We start from the raw sequence: 17,261 nt of genomic DNA on the forward strand, positions 1-17,261 counted from the left end.
TGCATCGGCCGCGCCCGTCGCCTGGCAGTGCAGCCGATCCGTGTGTCGCACCCATCCAGAAACCAGCACCGCAGGTGTGGAGAGCCCATGTCCGTTCAAGCCAGAAGCCAGACCTCGTCCATTGCGCCGTCAGGCGTGCGATCCCTGCTGATCATCGTTGCCGGCCTTTTCGCCGCCGACGGTGCCTGGGCGTGTACCACGCCGGTGTCGGTGTGCGAACGCGACAGCGCCGGTGCGTTTGCGCTGATCCGCTCGGAGCTGCCGGCCACGGTCGTGGTCGATGCCTCGGCCGATTCCGCCGTGCGATCGGTGGCCGACAATTTCGCGGCCGACCTGCAACGGGTTGCCGGCCACAGCAGTGGCGTGAGCACCGATCTGGCAGGCGTCCGCGGAGCGGCCGTGATCGTGGGCACGCTCGGCCACAGCCCGATCATCGACGCGCTCATCGCCGCCGGCAAAATCGACAGGCGCGCCCTGCTGCAGCGCTGGGAGGCGTACACGCAGATTGTCGTCGATCGCCCCACGCCGCAGATCGATCGGGCGCTTGTCATCGTCGGCGCCGATCGCCGTGGCGCGGTGTTCGGTACCTACGATGTCTCGGAGAAGATTGGCGTGTCGCCGTGGTACTGGTTTGCCGACGTCGCAACGGCGCATCGCTCCAACCTGTTCATCACCCGCGGCAGCGTGTCCGATGCGCCGAAGGTGCGCTACCGCGGCTTCTTCATCAACGACGAAGACCCTGCCTTGAAGGGCTGGGCGATGAAGAAATTCGGCGGCGTCAACGCGAAGATGTACGCGCATGTCTTCGAGCTGGGCCTGCGCATGAAGGCCAACTATCTGTGGCCGGCGATGTGGGGCAAGGCATTCAATGTCGATGATCCCAACAACATGGTGCTGGCCGATCAGATGGGCATCGTCATGGGCACCTCCCATCATGAGCCGATGATGCGTGCGCAGAAGGAGTGGCATCTCAAGAGCATCCCCAACAGCGGCGGTGCCTGGGACTACACCCGCAATGCCGCCAACTTGCGTGCGTTCTGGAAGGGCGGCATCGCGCGGATGATGTCCAAGGGCGGCGGCCAGCGCTACGACAGCCTGGTGACGGTCGGCATGCGCGGCGATGGCGACGAACCGATGGCCGAGAACACGGCCAGCCATCTACTGGAAAAGGTTGTGGCGGACCAGCGCGCCATCATTGCCGATGTGACGAAAGCGCCGGCTGCGCAGACGCCGCAGGTGTGGGCGCTCTACAAGGAAGTGCAGGACTACTACGACCACGGAATGCAGGTCCCCGACGATGTCACGCTGCTGTTTTCCGACGACAACTGGGGCCAGATCCGCCGTCTTCCGGTCACCGACCTGCAGCGCGCCGGCGGGTATGGCGTGTACTACCACTTCGATTATGTGGGGGTGCCGCGCAACTACAAATGGATCAATACCAATCAGGTCGAAAAGATCTGGCAGCAGATGGATCTGGCCTATCAGCGCGGCGCACGGCAACTGTGGGTGGTCAACGTCGGCGATATCAAGCCGATGGAATATCCACTGAGTTTTTTCCTGAAGATGGCTTGGAATCCGGAAGCGATGACGCCCGGGGCACTTGCGGCGTATCCGCAGCGATGGGCGCAGGAATCGTTCGACGCGGCGCATGCCGCACGCATCGGAGAGCTGATCACCCGCTACGGCATGCTGGTTGCACGGCGAAAGCCGGAATTGGTCGATCAGGACAGCTTCGCCCTGGGCGAAGGTGCGCCAACCGAGCTGGATGGCGGTGAGTTCGGCGCCATCGTGGCGCAATGGCAGGCGCTCGAGCAGCGCATGCTCGAGGTCAAGGCGAGTTTGCCCGCCGACCAGCAAGACGCCTATTACCAGCTGATCGAATACCCGATCGCGGCAGTGTCCAATCTTTACCAGCTCTATTACGCGGCCGCATGGAACAAGCGCCTGGCCGCACGCAACGATGCACGTGCCAATTACTTCGCCGACATGGTCGAAACCGCCTTCGAGCGCGACAAGGCCCTGACACAGCGCTACCACACGATCAACGGCGGCAAATGGGACGGCATGATGAACCAGGTCCACATGAGCTATGTGATCTGGAACGACCCCACCCAGCAGTCCATGCCCTCGATCAGCCGCGTTGGCGGAGACACGCCGCCCGACCGGATCGCGCGCTCCATCGCGTTCGCCCCGCCGGCCCCGCAAACGCCAGGGGTGCTATCGCTCGAAGCGCCCAGGTACTCGCGGGTCATCGCCAACAAGGGGCTGCAATGGACCGCGATCCCCGCGCTGGGACGTACCCAAGGCGCCCTGGTCGCGCTGCCGCAGGGGCAGCCTGCCACCGCGGCCGAAGACCGTGTCGCAGTGGAGTACGACGTGGTCGTCACCACGCCGGGCCCTGCGACGCTCGGCCTGTATCTTGCGCCCACACTGGACACGTCCAACCGCGGGCCGCTCCGCCTCGGCGTCTCCATCGACGACGGTCCGATGACCACCGTCAATTGGGAACTGCACCCCACCGGCGGGGCACAGAACACGCCCGCCGAAAAAGCCTGGGCAACCGCGGTGCGGGACAATGCGGTGTTCGTATCGGCGCAGATGGGCACGCTGGCGAAGGGTCGGCACACGATCAAGGTCTTCCGGATCGACGACAACATCGTCCTTGAGAAACTCGTGCTGAGCACCGTGCCGGTGCCTGTGTCCTATCTGGGGCCCGCGCCGACACGCTGAAGCGCGCCAGCTGGAGCGCGTCGCGAGCGCGCTGTGGCGCTCTCAGCCGGCCATCGCCGCCGCCAACGCTGAGGCGGCGACCGGCCCGCGGAGTCATCCGGGCAGCCGTACCTCGACCCGATACACCTGCCCGCGCGCAATGTTGCCGATGCGCTGCTGCGGACAGAGCTCGCCATCGACCCGCACCTCCATCGCGGTGCGGCCCGGCTCGCGCGTCAGCGTGACATCGAAGTCCGCACCACGGAACTGGCGCTTGGCACGCGCGTGCGGCCAGTGCGACGGCAGCTGCGGACGGATCGCCAGCGTATCGCCCTGCCCGACCAACCCGAACAAGCCTTCCAGCACGCAGCGATACACCCACGCCACCGTGCCGGTGTTGAACAGCTGGCTCGAGCGCCCGGCTGTGCGCGGGTATTGATGCCACGCGCCACGGTAGTAGTTGGGCAACGACACCGGCAGGTGGCCGCGTTGCAGTACATCCTCGCGGGTTGGCCCCGGCAGCAAAGCGCGCAGGATCTCCCAGGCGCGGTCGGCCTCGCCAATCTGGTACAGGCTGTACAAATAGAATGCCGCCGCGTGGTTGTACACCGCGCCGTTTTCCGCCGCGCCCGGCCACTTCTGCGTCAGCCGCCCCACGTCATCGCGCATGTGCGTATACGCCGGCGCCAGCATCACCGGGCCATACGGCGTGTGCAGCTGCTCGCGCACCGCCTCCAGCAGCGCCGCACGTTGCTGCGCATCGGCAGTGCCGGCCAGCAGCGCGAAACTCTGCGGATTGAGATAGATACGCCCCTCCACATCGTCGGCGATGCCGAAGCGCAGCCCGTCGTCGGTGATGCCGCGCGCGTACCAGTTGCCGTCCCATAGCTCACGGTTGGCATCGGCATTGACCGCGCCCACCGCCTCGCCAAACCTGTCGGCCTGTGCGCTGCGTCCGTGCGCAGCGCAGATGTCCGACCACAGCCGCAGCGCGTACGCGGTGGCCACGGTCAGCCAGCCGGACACCCCCTTGCCGCGCCAGCCGACCATGTTCATCGGGTCGTTCCAGTCACCCTGGGCGATGAAGCTCAACCCGCGTGCATCGCGCGCGTCCAGCAGCCACTGCATGGCCGCGTCCAGGCGCTCGGCCACGCTCAGGCGCTGCCCGTCATGGGTTTGCACGATCGCCTCCAGGATGTTGATATCGCCGGTCTCGGACAGATACGCGCTCAGGAAGATCGGCAACCACACGCAGTGGTCGGTATGCGGCACCTGGTTGATGTATTTGAGCTCGGCGCCTTCCACCAACAGGATGCCGTCCGGCATTGCGCCGCTGGGCTCCTGCTGCGACAGGGCATGCAACAGCGCCGCGCGTGCGGTGGCAGGCTGCAGGTAGGCCATGCCCATGTGGTCCTGCAGATAATTGCGCGTCTGCGGATCGGTGGTCAGGCGATTGACGTCGCCGTGATAGAACACCTGGCGCGGCAACCAGTGGTTGACCATGTTGTCCAGCGCCGCGTCGGGTGTGGCGATCTGCACGCAGCCACGGCCGGCCTGCAGATAGTCCGCATATTCACGCGCCGCCTGGGCGAAACCGGCTTCGGAGAGATAGCGCGTCCGCAATGCGGCAATTTCGGCATCGTCCTTGGCCGGCCCGAATGCGAAGCGATACACGCTGGCCGCCTCGGTTTCCAGTGTCAGCCGGTATTGCAACGCAGCGGCCGGCGTTTCGTAATGCGCATCGTGGTTGCCCAGCTGCTCGGCCTGCACCGCCGAGGGTGCGTGCAGGCCACCCTCGCCTTCGAATGCCATCTGCTGCGCGTCCCAGGCCACCGGCGTCTGCTCGTGCAGCAGGAAGGTGCAATCCTTGAAATCGCGCTGGCGGAAGTAGTCATCCACCTTCTGATACGGCGCCACGCTACGGCAGACAATTGCGCCCAAGCCCGGCTCGTAACCGCCGGACTGATGCATCCACGACATGTAGCCGACCGGGAAATAGGCATACAGGCTCAGCCTGCGCGCGCGCCCGGACACGTTGTGCACACGACATTCCCACAGTTCCACCGCATCGTCGGTGGGGAGGGAAACGCACAATTCCACCACGATGTCGTCATGGCGCACCCGCCAGCGCACATCGTGCTTGCCGGCAGAGAACTCGAACGCCTGCGGCTGCGCGCGCACCGGTTCGTGCGGCACCGAATACAACGCGCCGGTGTCTTCGTCCTTGAGATAAAAGAACCGACCGGGATGATGCGCGTAGTACGGCTGCTCCGGCATCATGAAATTGCGCGCTTCCAGCATCGGTGCATGCGCGTATTTCGATGGTTCCGGCTGCATGAACTGGCCGGTGGCATAACCGCGGCAGGTCAGCTGCACCATCATGCGGCGGTTCCACAGGAAGCCGCCGGCATTGGGCATTGCGGTGGGGCTGTAGAGCGTATAGCGCGCACCATCGGCGCTGGGCGCCATCAAGCTGGACAGCGCATCGGACGAGGCGTGGGGCGTTGCAGACACGGTCAGGGGTGCTCCGGTTCGTCGCGCTTGCGCGCGGCCAGTTCGTGCTGGATGCGGTTCAACAGTCCGTCGTCCAGCGGATAAAAACGCATGGTCCAGGCCGCCAACAGCGCAACCGCACCCGGAATCACTGTCAGCAGCAGCACGATGCCGGTCAACGACCCGGTGGACTGCGCGGTGTTGGCGACATAGCCCATTGCAGCCAGCACCCAGGCAATGCCGGCCGAGGCCAACGCCCCACCGAGCTTTTGCGAAAACGTCGCAGCGGCGAACGTCATCGCCGTGGCCCGGCGGCCGGTGCGCCATTCGGTGTAGTCGGCGCTATCGGCATACATCGAAAACGCCAACGGCGATTTCGGCCCAAGCGCCAGGCCGATCAGCATGTTCAAGACGAACACCGCCCACACCGCATCGGCCGGTACGAAAAACATCGCACAACTCAGCAGGCCGACAAGCACCATCAGCCAGAACATCAGCTGGCGCTTGTCCCAGCGCCGCGTCAGCAGCGGCGTGATGGCCGCACCCACGCCCAGGGCCACCGAGTAGCTGCCCAGAAACAGGCCGACCAGATCCGGGCGTTGTACGTAGTACTTGAGGTAGTACACGCCCGCACCGCCGCGCATGGTGATCGTGATCATGATGATCAACGACAGCACAAAGAGTACGCACCACGGTTTGTTCTGCAGCAGGTCGGCGATGTCGCGACGAATCGGTGTGCGTTGTTGCGGCGGCGGTTGCACGCGTTCGCGCGTGGTCAGCGCCACGGTGACGAACAACGCCAGCGCCACCGCCCCGTACAGCATCATCGTGCGCTGCCATCCCAGCGCATCGTTGCCTGCGCCGAACCAGCGCACCAGGTCCATCGTGAAGTAGTTGACCAAGGTGGTCCCTGCGAACGCACCGATGAAACGCAGGCTGATCAGGCCGGTGCGCTGCTGGCTGTCGGCGGTGATCACGCCGGATAATGCCGAGTACGGAATGCTCACCATCGTGTAGGCCAGCATCATCACCAGGAAGGTGATCGTGGCCCACCACATGCGCCCATGTTGATCCAGATCCGGCGTGGTGTAGGCAAGCACGCCGGCAGCGGCCATCGGCAGCGCACCCCACAGCAGATACGGGCGGAACTTGCCAAGCCGGCTACGCGTGCGGTCGGCCAGTGCGCCCATCGCCGGGTCGGCGATCGCATCGGCGATCTTGGTCAACAAGATCATGGTGCCGACTGCAGCCGCCGGCAGGTGCATGGTGTCGGTGTAGAAGATCAGCAAGAACGCCGAGATGTTGGCCCAGTACAGATTCAGGCCCAGATCGCCGGCGCCATAGCCCAGCTTTTCGCGCCAGCGCAGGCGCGCCGATGCAGGAGACGTTGCGGGCGATGACGTCATCGACACACCTTCAATGCGTTGTACCCGGCCGAGCACGCCGTTACGCTGGGTGCCCGCGCACCTGGCGAGGAGCGCCGACGCTACACCACGCGTCGGCTGTCGCCAACGTGAAATCCATTCGAATGCCGAATCGATCCAGAGATATAACCTGACGTGATGGACACCGCCACACATGCCACGCCCGCGTCCGCTTCGCCGCTTGCCATCGTGGTGATGGGCGTGTCGGGCAGCGGCAAGACCACAATTGCACAGGCGCTGGCAGCGCATTACCGCTTCCGTTTTCTGGATGCCGACGACTACCACAGCGTGGCAGCACGCGCGCAGATGGCAGCCGGTCAACCGCTCACCGACGCGATGCGCCTGCCGTGGGTCGAACTGCTGTCGGCCACGCTGCGCGATTGCGTACAGGCCGGCGAATCGGTGGTGCTGGCCTTTTCCGGTTTGCGCAGCGCGCATCGCCAGCTGCTGCGCAACAGCGGCGTGCCGATGCGCTTCGTGTTCCTGCATGCGGCCCCGCACGTGATCGCCGCACGCCTGAGCACCCGCGCAGGCCACTTCATGCCAGCCACGTTGCTCGACAGCCAGCTGCAGACGCTGGAGCTGCCGTTGGACGAAGCGGACGTGGTGTCGGTGGACGTGGATGCCAGCGTGCCTGCGGTCGTGCAGGATGCGATCGCCCAATTGGCGGCGATCGATGCCGCTGCAGTGCAACATGCATCGCGCGCATCGGAGCGGGTGTAGGCGTACGCAGACGATTTGCGTGAGGCACGCGGTGGGTGTCGTCTAGGCCGTCGAGCGTCATGCGTCATGCGTCATGCGTCATGCATCGCGAGGCTGCTGCTTCCGTGCCGGGATGGATGCCCCATCCCGATCGCGCGACGCGCAGCCTGAGCGCAGTCACAGCGGCAATGCCCGCACGGCGCAGCGCGAACACCTGCTGTCGCGCTCGCCTGCGCATCCAGCGCGCATCCGCATGGCCGTATGCCGCCGCAAGGTGCCCGCATCGGCAACGCGCCATTCCCTTCTCCCCGGGAGAAGGTGCCCCGAAGTGGCGGATGAGGGTGCGACCACACCCGCACTGCTCATCTCGCCGCCTCCACACGCCGCACGACACGCAACGCGCAGCGCAATCGGCCACAGCGCCGAGCCCCTCAGCCCCATTGGCTACATACCGCAGGACGCGGCAATCGACCGCCGACATCGCGCACCGGGTGTTCCTGGCGCACTTCCCCATCGCGCCCATCCGTGGCAAAGCACCCACACAAGGTTGCGCAATATCTCCTGGTTACTTCTTGCAAACCGCCGTCATCGGCGCATCTCGGTTCAAGACCGCATCAATCAAATTTTCTATCGCAACACGGGAAATAGTGATGAATCATCACGATTAGTGCGAATAACGAACCGATTGAACGCAAATTTTTCAAGCTGGTCGCACCAGATGCAAACGGACCCGACCGCTGTCTGAATGCAGCGCCGCGCAGGTGTTGCACGGTCACGTCAATCGTCCATCGTTCGTCGGCAGATCCGGGGGGATCCAACGCTTCCTTCCATCTAGGACATGCCGTGATGATCAATCCCAAACGCCGTTTGCGGTTTCGCAGTTTGACGCTCGTTCCTTGCCTGCTCGTCAGTGCCGTGGCTTTCGCGCAGTCTGGCGCCACCACCGCGCAGCAGCCGGTATCGGCCCTGGATACCGAGGCATTCGCACGCTCCGGCCAGGTCTGGCGCAGCTTCGGTCAAGACCTTCCCTTCGCCAGCCCCAGCAACTGGACCGTGGCCGGTGGCGGCTACTTGAACTCGCGTTTCGCACCGGGCGAATGGAAGATCAATCGCACCACTGCCAAGACGCTCAAGCCGGCGTGGACGCTGACCACCACCGGCGACATCTCGGCCACGCCCAGCATCGAAGGCGCCACCCTGTACGTGCCCGACTGGGGCGGCACGCTGTATAGCGTGGACACGCAAACCGGCAAGCCGAACTGGCAGGCCAAGCTGTCGGACTATACGAACAAGAGCAATTCGCTCTCGCGTACCACGCCTGCCATCACCCCCAAGAGCATCATCCTGGGCGACATGGCCGGCGGCACCGTGCTGGCCTTGGACAAAAAAACCGGCAAGTTGTTGTGGAAGAGCGAGGTAGAGACCAATCCACAGGCACAGATCACCTCGTCCCCGGTGGTGTACGGCAACCGCGTGTACCTGGGGGTGTCCTCCAGGGATTATGAAAGTCTCGATCCCACCCATCGGTTCTCATTCCGCGGCAGTGTGGTGGCGCTGGACGTGAACACCGGCAAGAAGGTTTGGCAGTTCTACAACGCGCCCGAAGGCTATACGGGTGCATCGACATGGGGCCAGGTCGCGGTGGACCCGATCGCGCGCCGCATCTATTTCGGCACCGGCAACAACTACAACATTCCCGCCAGCGTCGGTAACTGCGTGTCCAATGCGCGCTCCTATCGCGGCGGTGATTTGACCGTCGAGGATGAACTCAACTGCATGGCACCGGACAACTACGTCGATTCGGTGATTTCGCTCAATCTGGACACCGGCAAGCTGGTCTGGGCCAACCGCAACCAGGGCTACGATGCCTGGAATCTGTCGTGCATCCTTGCCCCGACCAATGGCCTGTGCCCGAACACCCAGGCAACCAACCTAACCGGCCCCGATTACGACTTTGGCGGTGCGGGCGTGCAACTGTTTGCGGTGCCGCGCAACGGCAAGCTGCAACAACTGGTCGGCGCCGGACAGAAGAGTGGCATCTATTGGGCCTTCGACGCCAAGACCGGTGCCAAGGTATGGTCCACCCAAGTTGGTCCGGGCGGCACCACCGGTGGTATCGAGTGGGGCGCCGCGTTTGATCCCTACAAGTCGCGCATCTATGTCGGCATCAACAATAACCTTAACACCACCTACACGCTGGGCCCAGACAACACCGTCAGCCACAACGCCGGTTCGTGGGCGGCACTGGATGCGGGTACCGGCAAGATCCTGTGGCAAGTGAAGGCACCGGGAATCAACCCCGTCAATCCGACGGTGCCGGCCGGCGCGCAGGGTCCGATCTCCGTCTCACCTAACCTGCTGTTCGCCGGATCGATGGCAGGCAATATGGTTGCCCTGGACAGCGATACCGGTGCCACCTTGTGGAACTACAAGGCCAGTGGCTCGGTGATGAGCGCGCCGGCAATCGTGAACGGTGCGCTGTACTGGGGCTCCGGCTATGCGCGAAACAACTTCGGTGTCGCAGCAATAGCCAACCAGCTGACCAAGTTCGTGCCGGATAACGCAGCAGCCAAGTAAGCAGGATCTGCAGGCGGCCATAACCGGTTCCTGTCAGCACGACACCGCCGCCTTCGGGCGGCGGTGTCTTCGTGGGCGCTGCCGTTGCTCAGGTGCAACTGCAGGCGTGCCACGCAGTCGGCGGCAACGCGGCAACGCATCATCTACAGCGATCAACAGACGTCCTCGCGCTGAACGCAACGTGGCGACCCACCGACAGCCAGCCGCCATCTGGCCGGCGCCAATGGCGCGCTTGGAACCGCGTGCCCGCGTGGCACATGCTGGCCGAGCACGCTGCGCGCGCCTGTCGGTGCGCGTAGCTTTTTCTGCTCCAGGCTCGCAACTACAGTCGCGTGACCTGGCATAAGCGAATCTGCCCCGCTTCCAGGCCGTGCGCCTCGGCCGCACGCCGGCGCAGTGCGCGCACCAGCGCGGCTGCGTCCAGTTCGCCATCGGCTGGTACGTCCACGCTGTGTGCCAGTTGCCCCCACAGCACCGGCCGACCGTCGCAGTAGCCCTCGTAATCGGCGAAGTAATGCAGCTGGCGCCGCTCAGGTCCCGACGTGGACATCGCCTTGAATCTCCGTGCAGCCCAGATGTTCCAGCGCGATCTCCAGCCCCAGCAGATAGCTCTGCGCACAATACCCACGCACCGTGGCGATGCACTGCCCCAGACCGTGCGGCAGGCAGCGTTCCGGACGGTCCACGCTGTCGTCGTGCGTTTCGACATAGGGGTAAGGCAGTTCGCTCAGCGCGCGATGCAACCGCGCACTGTCCACGCAACTGCCCGGATCGATCAGCGCGATCTCCATCCGCGCCTGGCCGGCCACACGCAGCGCATCCAGCAGTTCCTGTTCCGAGCCACAGGCACGCAATGCCACCGTCTTGCCCGCGTCCCCGGCACACGCCACCAATTGGCGAATGACGGCGCGCGGCAACGGCTGCGGCCCACGCACCAGCGGCATCGCCGCCTCCGGCCCACGCATGATCATGATCGACATCGCGCCTCCTCAGGCAGCAACGCGCAGCGGCGCGTGCATCGGCCCCAGACACCGCGCGGCAATGCCGAGCGACATCGCATATGCACGCGGCGCATCGTGCGGGGCAATCACCACCGCCAACGGCGCATGCTGCGCATGCAGCCACGGCTCCAACTCCTGCGCCGCATCGGAATGCAGCTCGATATACGGCGTGGGCAACGCGTCCACGGCAGCGCGCAAGACGCGCGCGCAACTGCGCTCGGACAACGGCAGATCGCCCGAATCCAGCAACACCAGCTCCACCTCGGCATCGCCACCGGCCGCATGCAATTCGGCGATCAAGCTATCCACATCGGCACACGCCAACGTGCGCAACGCACGCCCGGCACACGCAGGCAATGGCATCGGCATCAACGGCGCCGGATCGGCCCGAGGGCCGCGCAAAATCAGGATACACATCGTGTTTGGCTCAACGCACTGCTGTGCGGGAGTGCCAAGGTAGGACTGGCGGGCATAAAGGCGCTATTCGCACGCCAGTGCGCGTGCATAAAGAGTGCGTAATGGCGCGTTTTCCATCAGTCGAAACAATCCAACGCGCCATCGATGCCGATGCACAGCGCAAGTAAAGCAAATGCAGCTGGCTTAATCGTCTATCCATGCAACAAGCGCTGCACGCTAACGGCCGCAGACGCAGCAGAACGACCAGCAGTTTCTGCCAGCGCGAAGCCGCCTACTTCTCCCGCCGCCAGTTCACCGACCCCTTGGTCTCGATGGTGCTGGATTCGGCTTCGATGTCGAAGCCGCGGCTGAGCAGGTATTTCAGCGTCAGTACCGAGCCGCCGCCGACCATCGACACGCCGTAGCCAACGTAGAGTTTGGGCGAGAGATATTTGCCGAAACCGACGACCGAGCCCAACGTGCTGGATTGGCTGACGCCGGCGTCGTCCAGGCCGAGCTTGGCGCCGATCTGCGAGGCGATCAGGCTGCTGCCGGCCGACAGTGCGGCCGAGGCGGCGCTGACCTGTTGGGTTTCGTCGCTGCTGGCGGTGGACAGGCCGCGGCCGAGCACCAGGTACGACAGCGCTTCGGATTGCGACATCGCCGGTTCCGACCACACATCGGCACGCGGCGATTCGGCGCGGCCGCTGACATCGATGCCGGCGGTGACATCGCCGATCTTGCGTTCGGCGCGCAGGCTCACGCGTGGGTCGGAGACGATGTTGTTGTTCCAGGTCAGCTGGCCACGGGTGATGGTCAGGTCCTGGCCATAGGCCTTGTAGCGCCCACGCACATCCAGCCCGCCATTGGCGGTCATTTCGCGGCCCGGGCGCGCACGGATCTGCATCTGCCCGCTCAGCCCGCCCTTGAGGCCGAAGCCGCTCATGTTGACCTTGTCGCCGAGCACGATCGCCAGGTCCATATCCAATGGCGATGCGGGCGTCTGTTCCGGGTCCACCGGGTCCAGCACCACCACGTCTTCGGACACCGAGGTGCCACGGTCCAGGCGTTCCAGGTCGATGTCCGCTTCGGGCACGGTGACCTTGCCGCGCAACTGCATGGTGTTGTCGCTAATGCCGAACTGCATGTCCGGATTGGCAATGATGCGCAACTCGCTGGTGTTGTAGGCCAGCACGTTGTCGCCGCGGATATTGAGCAGCAACGGCGTGCTGGTCCCGAACCACGACAACCCGCCATCGACGGTGAGCGTGCCGGGGCCGGACTTGGCCGAGGCGGTGATCTTGGCCGAGCCATCCGGCAGCGCATCGAAGCGGCCCTTGCCCTCGCTCAGCGTCAAACCCATCGACGGATATTCGGCGGTGAAATCGCTCAGAGTGGCGTCGCCGCCGAGCAGCGGTTTGTCGCGGGTGCCGCGCAGGCTCACGTGGCCTTCGACCAGCCCCTTCGGCCGCACCACGTCGGCAATCACCAGCTCCAGCCAGTACAGCCGCGACATATTCAGATACAGCTCGCCGTTGAGCGGCGCGTACGCATCCCAGCCGGTATTGAACTTGGCATCGACAAAGCCGGCGCCCTGGAAGCCGATACCGAGCTTGCCCTGGATCTGTTGCTGGCTGAAATCGGCCTGCACGCTGAATTGGTCGTAGCGCAGCAACTCGCCGCGATTGGGATTGCCGGCCACTGCGGCGTAGCGGCTTTCGCCCAAACGAATGCCGCCTTCGGGCGAGGCGATGCGCAGGCTGCCTTCCCAGGCGTTGCCGCGCGGCTTGAAGCTACCGTCCAGCGACAGCTCGCCACGCAGATAGATCTGCCGACCTTCCTGCTTGGGCAGCCACGGCTGCACCAGCGACAGCGGCAGCGCGTCGCCATGCACCACCATGCCCTCGCGCGGCCAGTTGGCGCTGGCGCACAGCGCGCCGCCGGTGGCCGCACCCAGGCAGGTGTCGGACAAGGTAAACGCCGCGCCATCGGTGCCGAACTGCGCCGGCTGGCGCAGTGCCCAGGCATCGCCCTTGGCTGGGGCAATGCGCAAGGTCGCGAGCTGACCCTGCCACCGCTCGCCGTTGCGACGCACATCGCCCTGCAGGGCGACAGTCGCCATGCTGTTGGCGATGTCCGCATCCAGCCGCAGGGCCTCCACCGCGCCGCGCGCTTGCACGCGCACGCTGTCGAGCACCACACCGGCTTCGATGGCGGTACCTTGCAAGGCCAGTTGGCCATCGCTGCCGCGCCACGGCAGCTGGCCGCGCAGGCTGATGCTCTGGGCGCTATAGGTGTCCCAGCGCAGGCCGTTGCCGGCAATGTCGGCGGTGATGTCGGGTGCGTCGCGCTTGCCGCTGACCTGCAGCTGCCCACGCACGACGCCGGTGGCACCAGGCAAGACATCGTCCAGTTGCAACGGCTGCAGCTGCGCGGCGATATCGAGCTGGTCGCCCACCTTGCTCTTGGCGGTGATGCGGCTATTGCCCAGCGCCAGTTGCAGCTCGCCTTCGCCCTGTTCGCCGCGCAACGCGAACTTGCCGTTGGCCGACAGCGCGCGTTGACGCAGCTGGCCGGCCAGGCTGGGAACGTCCGCAGTGGCCTCGAACCCCGGCGAGACACCGCCGGCAGGAGCCGGCAATTGCCGCCCCTTGGAGGCGATCTTGCCGGACAGGTTGCCGTTCCAGCCCGGCGCGAAATAGCCCGGGTCGAACTTGGCCAGTTGCGCGCTGACATCCCATTGCAGCTCCGGCGCCCAGGCCACTTCACCGGTGAGATCCAGCGCACAGCCCGGCGTTTTCGCCTGCACCTGCTTGAGCTGTGCACGTTGGTCGTTGCCACGGCTGTCGAAGACCAGCTCGGCCTGCTGGCCATCGCGCTCCAGCGCGGCGTGGCCGATCGCAGCCCAGGCCTTCAAGGTACCGGCCACGCCCAGGCGTGCGTCTTTCAACTCCACCGGCACCAGCGGCGCGTCCGGCGTGGCCGGATCCGCGGCCGGAGTGAAACGCAGGCCGCTGGCGTTGACCGCAAAGCGGAAACTCGGATTCTGGGTATTGCGGAAATCGGCGGTGCCGCGCAGTTGCGTGCGGCCTTCGAAGGTGTCGATCACCAACGGTTCGACGGTGAGGACCTGCTCGGCCAGGCGGACATGCGAGGGTTGCAGCGTCGCGCTGAGTTCGCCTTGCTTGATGCTGCCGTGCAGATCGGCGTTGCCGCCCTTGCCGGAGGCTTCCAGGTTCAGCGCGATCGGCGTGGCAGGCGGGTTGGCTTGCCCCTGCGCAGCCGGAATCAACAGCGAGGTATCCAGCGCCTCGGTCACCGCCTTGAACGCCCAGGTCGGGTCGTCGCGACCGGTGAACACCAGGCTGGCCTGCAGCGGCGCCGGCGCCCGGCCGGCAATGGCCACTTCCATCTTGTCCAGATCCCCGCGGGCCACCAGCCCCAGGCTGGCCGGGGTGCGCCCGCGTGCGGCCGGTAGCACGGCAGTGGCGGTCAGGTCGGCGCGGTAGTCGTCGTTGGGCAGGTAATCGCCGTGCAGGCGGAAGTCGCCCATGTCGGTGTCGATCACCAGGTCACGCGTGCGCAGCTCGCCGGTGGCGACCTCGAGCCCGCCCTGCACGGTGTGCAGCACGATCATCGGCTGCTGCAGCTGGGTGATGCGCAGGTTCTGCACATCGATCTTGTCGGCCTGGATCGCCAGCGGCACGTTGATCTGCGGCAGCGACTCGGGCCAGCTGGGCAGGGTGAACGGTTCCTCGCTCTTGCCCAGGTTCAACGTGGCATTGCTCACTTGCACCGCGTCCAGCTGCAGCTTGCGCCCCAGCAACGGGCGCAGGTCCGGCTCCAGATACACCCGTTCTGCAGTGAAGTGGATGTCCTGATACTTGAAGTCGACATTGCGCAGGGTCAGTGGGCCGGCCACCGGGCCTTCGACGGTGCCGTAGGTAAAGGTGGCGCCCACCGGCAGGCGCGCGGTGACCTGCGCCAGCAACACATCGCGCCCGGCCACGGTCTGCAGCAGCCAGTAGATCGCGATCAAGGCCAGCAGCACCAGCCCGAGCACGGTCAGGCCCGAGCCCACCCAGAAGCGGCGCCGGCGATAGAAGCGTGCGCGGCGCGGCGCGGAGGGCGGCGTGGGCGTGCTCACAGGTTGGCCCCGATGTCGATGTAGAGCTGAAACTGCGAGTCGGGGTCGTTCAAGCCATGCGCGATATCCACGCGCACCGGGCCCACCGGCGAGCGCCAACGCAGGCCGAAGCCGACACCGGTATGCCAGTCGGGCCGGTCATCGAAGGCGCTGCCGCCATCGACGAACACCGCCCCGCCCCAGGGGCCGCCCTTGAGGTAATGCTCGTATTCGGCACTGGCGGTGGCCACGTTCTTGGCACCCAGCGCGAATTCGTCCGGCTTGGGCGTGCGCGGGCCGACTTCGCGGAACGCATAACCGCGAATGCTGTTGGCGCCACCGGCGAAGAAGCGCAGGCTCGGCGGCATCGCCACCAGATCGCTGGTCCAGGTGGTGCCGCCTTCGCCGCGCAGGATCAACCGGCCATTGTCGCCAGCACCCAGAAACCAGCGCAGCTGGCCATACAGCTGGCCGAAGTTGGTATCGGAGCCGGCACCCTCGGCGCCGCCGCGAATGAACATCTGCGCCGACACGCCACTGCGCGGAAACAGCCGGTCGTCGACATTGACGTAGTTGGCCTGCAGTTGCGGATAGATCAGTGTGGAGGTCTCGTACACCGCGCCTTCGAAATCGTCGCCGCTGCTGAAACGCCAACGCTCGCGCAAGGCGTTGATCGAGGCGATCGCGCTCCAGCGCTCGTTGATCTGGCCGCTGCGGCTGCCGGTGAGTTTGACGTTGCGCAGGTCGATGTACTCGGTCTGCTCGTCGTACAGCCGCGCCGAGGCGGTGTACCAGCCATCCAGCCAACGGAACGCCGGCACGCGGTAGCTGGTGGTCAGGCTCTTGCGGTTCTGTGCGTAGTCCAGCTGCGTGTCCATCTTGTGGCCGCGCGCGTTCACATAGCGCCGCTCCACGCCACCGCGCACACCGGCGCCGCTCTCGCTGCCGTAGCTCAGGCCGGCGGTGTAGACCGTGCGCTTGGCGCGGGTAAGTTTGACGTCCACCGGCACGCGGCCCTGGTCGTCGGCTTCTTCGGGCTTGGGCTGGATGTCGATGGTGCTGAAGTAATCCAGCTTGGTCAGCGACTCGCGCAATCGGTCCAGCTTGCCTTCGTGGTAGTAGCTGCCCTCTTCCCAGTACACCAGCGGGTCGAACAGGCCGTCGCGGAAGTAGTCGTAGTCGAAGCGCACCTTGCCCATGTCGTAGCGGCGACCGCTGTCCCAGTTCAGATCGATGTCGGCCGCATGCTCGGCACGCGTGATCGCAACGCGGCGCTGGGTGAAGTCGGCATCGAAGTAACCACGCTCGGCCAGGCGCCGGGTGATGCGCACCTTGCTGGCTTCGTACTGCGGATGGCTGAAGACCTGGCCCTCGCGCGGCTCGAACTGCTTGAGGTCCTGGCCCAGGTAGCGGTCCTGCTCGGCCCAGCCGGTGATGGAGATATGCGAGGTGCGTACCCGCACCGGCTCGCCGCGATCCACCGTGATCACCACGGTCACCTTGTCGCCGGCGCGCGGTGCGGCCAGCGTAATGGTTGGCGAGTAGTAGCCAAACGGCTCCAACGCCTCACGCGTTTGCCGCTCGGCCTGTGCCAACAGATATTCCAGACGCGACTCGCCCTGCTCCTTGCCCACGGCCTCATACAGAGACAGGGAGACCTGGATGTTCTCGATCATCTCGGCGTCGCCGCCGCCATCCAAGCCCTTGATTTCGATCTTATCGATGGTTGCCCGAGCAACCGCTTGCAGCGGAACGAACAGGGTGCACAGCAAGGAAAGAGCAAACGCGACTTTAAGCATCATCAAAGGATACCCAGCCTCGGCGTGAAGGGAC

At 65.3% G+C, this 17,261-nt stretch carries 10 protein-coding genes; 3 read left to right on the top strand and 7 right to left on the bottom strand.

All coding sequences use genetic code 11. From position 1 onward, the window contains the following. Positions 1–87: 87 nt before the first annotated feature. Positions 88–2,730 carry a glycosyl hydrolase 115 family protein gene (locus tag ACCQ00_RS20365; protein WP_039567289.1) on the top strand — a complete coding sequence of 881 codons (2,643 nt, stop codon included), beginning with the start codon at positions 88–90 and terminating at the stop codon, positions 2,728–2,730. A 93-nt stretch (positions 2,731–2,823) separates the two neighbouring features. Here ACCQ00_RS20365 and ACCQ00_RS20370 read toward each other — a convergent pair whose 3' ends face one another. Together ACCQ00_RS20370 and ACCQ00_RS20375 are read right to left on the bottom strand one after the other, a co-directional pair. Beyond that, positions 2,824–5,223 carry a GH36-type glycosyl hydrolase domain-containing protein gene (locus tag ACCQ00_RS20370; protein ID WP_039567292.1) on the bottom strand — a complete coding sequence of 800 codons (2,400 nt, stop codon included), beginning with the start codon at positions 5,221–5,223 and terminating at the stop codon, positions 2,824–2,826. Positions 5,224–5,225: 2 nt separating this feature from the next. Then, positions 5,226–6,608 (bottom strand): MFS transporter, encoded by a 1,383-nt coding sequence (locus ACCQ00_RS20375; protein WP_039567294.1) that lies wholly within the window; start codon positions 6,606–6,608, stop codon positions 5,226–5,228. A gap of 156 nt (positions 6,609–6,764) precedes the next feature. On the opposite strand from ACCQ00_RS20375, the gene ACCQ00_RS20380 reads away from it, so the two are divergent. Together ACCQ00_RS20380 and ACCQ00_RS20385 are read left to right on the top strand one after the other, a co-directional pair. Continuing rightward, the gene (locus ACCQ00_RS20380) at positions 6,765–7,349 is read left to right on the top strand and encodes a gluconokinase (protein ID WP_039567297.1); all 585 of its coding nucleotides are present in this window, start codon (positions 6,765–6,767) and stop codon (positions 7,347–7,349) included. An 825-nt stretch (positions 7,350–8,174) separates the two neighbouring features. Continuing rightward, positions 8,175–9,905 (top strand): outer membrane protein assembly factor BamB family protein, encoded by a 1,731-nt coding sequence (locus tag ACCQ00_RS20385; RefSeq protein ID WP_039567299.1) that lies wholly within the window; start codon positions 8,175–8,177, stop codon positions 9,903–9,905. 322 nt (positions 9,906–10,227) lie between these two features. Here the strand turns inward: ACCQ00_RS20385 and ACCQ00_RS20390 are convergent, their stop codons facing one another. The 5 genes from ACCQ00_RS20390 to ACCQ00_RS20410 all read right to left on the bottom strand — a co-directional run bounded on the left by ACCQ00_RS20390 (position 10,228) and on the right by ACCQ00_RS20410 (position 17,227). Beyond that, the gene (locus ACCQ00_RS20390) at positions 10,228–10,455 is read right to left on the bottom strand and encodes a hypothetical protein (RefSeq protein ID WP_005914565.1); all 228 of its coding nucleotides are present in this window, start codon (positions 10,453–10,455) and stop codon (positions 10,228–10,230) included. Then, entirely contained in the window at positions 10,436–10,885 is a 450-nt protein-coding gene (locus ACCQ00_RS20395) for a type II 3-dehydroquinate dehydratase (RefSeq protein ID WP_039567302.1), read from the bottom strand. The genes ACCQ00_RS20390 and ACCQ00_RS20395 overlap by 20 nt, the downstream gene beginning before the upstream one ends. 9 nt (positions 10,886–10,894) lie before the next feature. After that, a complete protein-coding gene (locus tag ACCQ00_RS20400) occupies positions 10,895–11,323 on the bottom strand; it encodes a hypothetical protein (RefSeq protein WP_039567305.1) in 429 nt (142 codons plus the stop codon). A 271-nt stretch (positions 11,324–11,594) separates the two neighbouring features. After that, positions 11,595–15,449 carry a translocation/assembly module TamB domain-containing protein gene (locus ACCQ00_RS20405; RefSeq protein WP_372354016.1) on the bottom strand — a complete coding sequence of 1,285 codons (3,855 nt, stop codon included), beginning with the start codon at positions 15,447–15,449 and terminating at the stop codon, positions 11,595–11,597. Then, on the bottom strand, positions 15,446–17,227 hold the full coding sequence (locus ACCQ00_RS20410) for an autotransporter assembly complex protein TamA (RefSeq protein WP_039567327.1): 1,782 nt from the start codon (positions 17,225–17,227) through the stop codon (positions 15,446–15,448). The genes ACCQ00_RS20405 and ACCQ00_RS20410 overlap by 4 nt, the downstream gene beginning before the upstream one ends. Between the last annotated feature and the right edge of the window lie 34 nt (positions 17,228–17,261).

Origin of the sequence: Xanthomonas sp. NCPPB 3761 (assembly GCF_041475705.2) — a bacterium.
In the GTDB taxonomy this organism is placed as follows: Bacteria; Pseudomonadota; Gammaproteobacteria; order Xanthomonadales; family Xanthomonadaceae; genus Xanthomonas; species Xanthomonas phaseoli.

Coding starts and splice junctions, on each gene's coding strand:
- ACCQ00_RS20365 (WP_039567289.1), top strand. CDS start 88: ATGTCCGTTCAAGCCAGAAGCCAGACCTCGTCCATTGCGCCGTCAGGC.
- ACCQ00_RS20375 (WP_039567294.1), bottom strand. CDS start 6,608: ATGACGTCATCGCCCGCAACGTCTCCTGCATCGGCGCGCCTGCGCTGG.
- ACCQ00_RS20380 (WP_039567297.1), top strand. CDS start 6,765: ATGGACACCGCCACACATGCCACGCCCGCGTCCGCTTCGCCGCTTGCC.
- ACCQ00_RS20385 (WP_039567299.1), top strand. CDS start 8,175: ATGATCAATCCCAAACGCCGTTTGCGGTTTCGCAGTTTGACGCTCGTT.
- ACCQ00_RS20390 (WP_005914565.1), bottom strand. CDS start 10,455: ATGTCCACGTCGGGACCTGAGCGGCGCCAGCTGCATTACTTCGCCGAT.
- ACCQ00_RS20395 (WP_039567302.1), bottom strand. CDS start 10,885: ATGTCGATCATGATCATGCGTGGGCCGGAGGCGGCGATGCCGCTGGTG.
- ACCQ00_RS20400 (WP_039567305.1), bottom strand. CDS start 11,323: ATGTGTATCCTGATTTTGCGCGGCCCTCGGGCCGATCCGGCGCCGTTG.
- ACCQ00_RS20410 (WP_039567327.1), bottom strand. CDS start 17,227: ATGCTTAAAGTCGCGTTTGCTCTTTCCTTGCTGTGCACCCTGTTCGTT.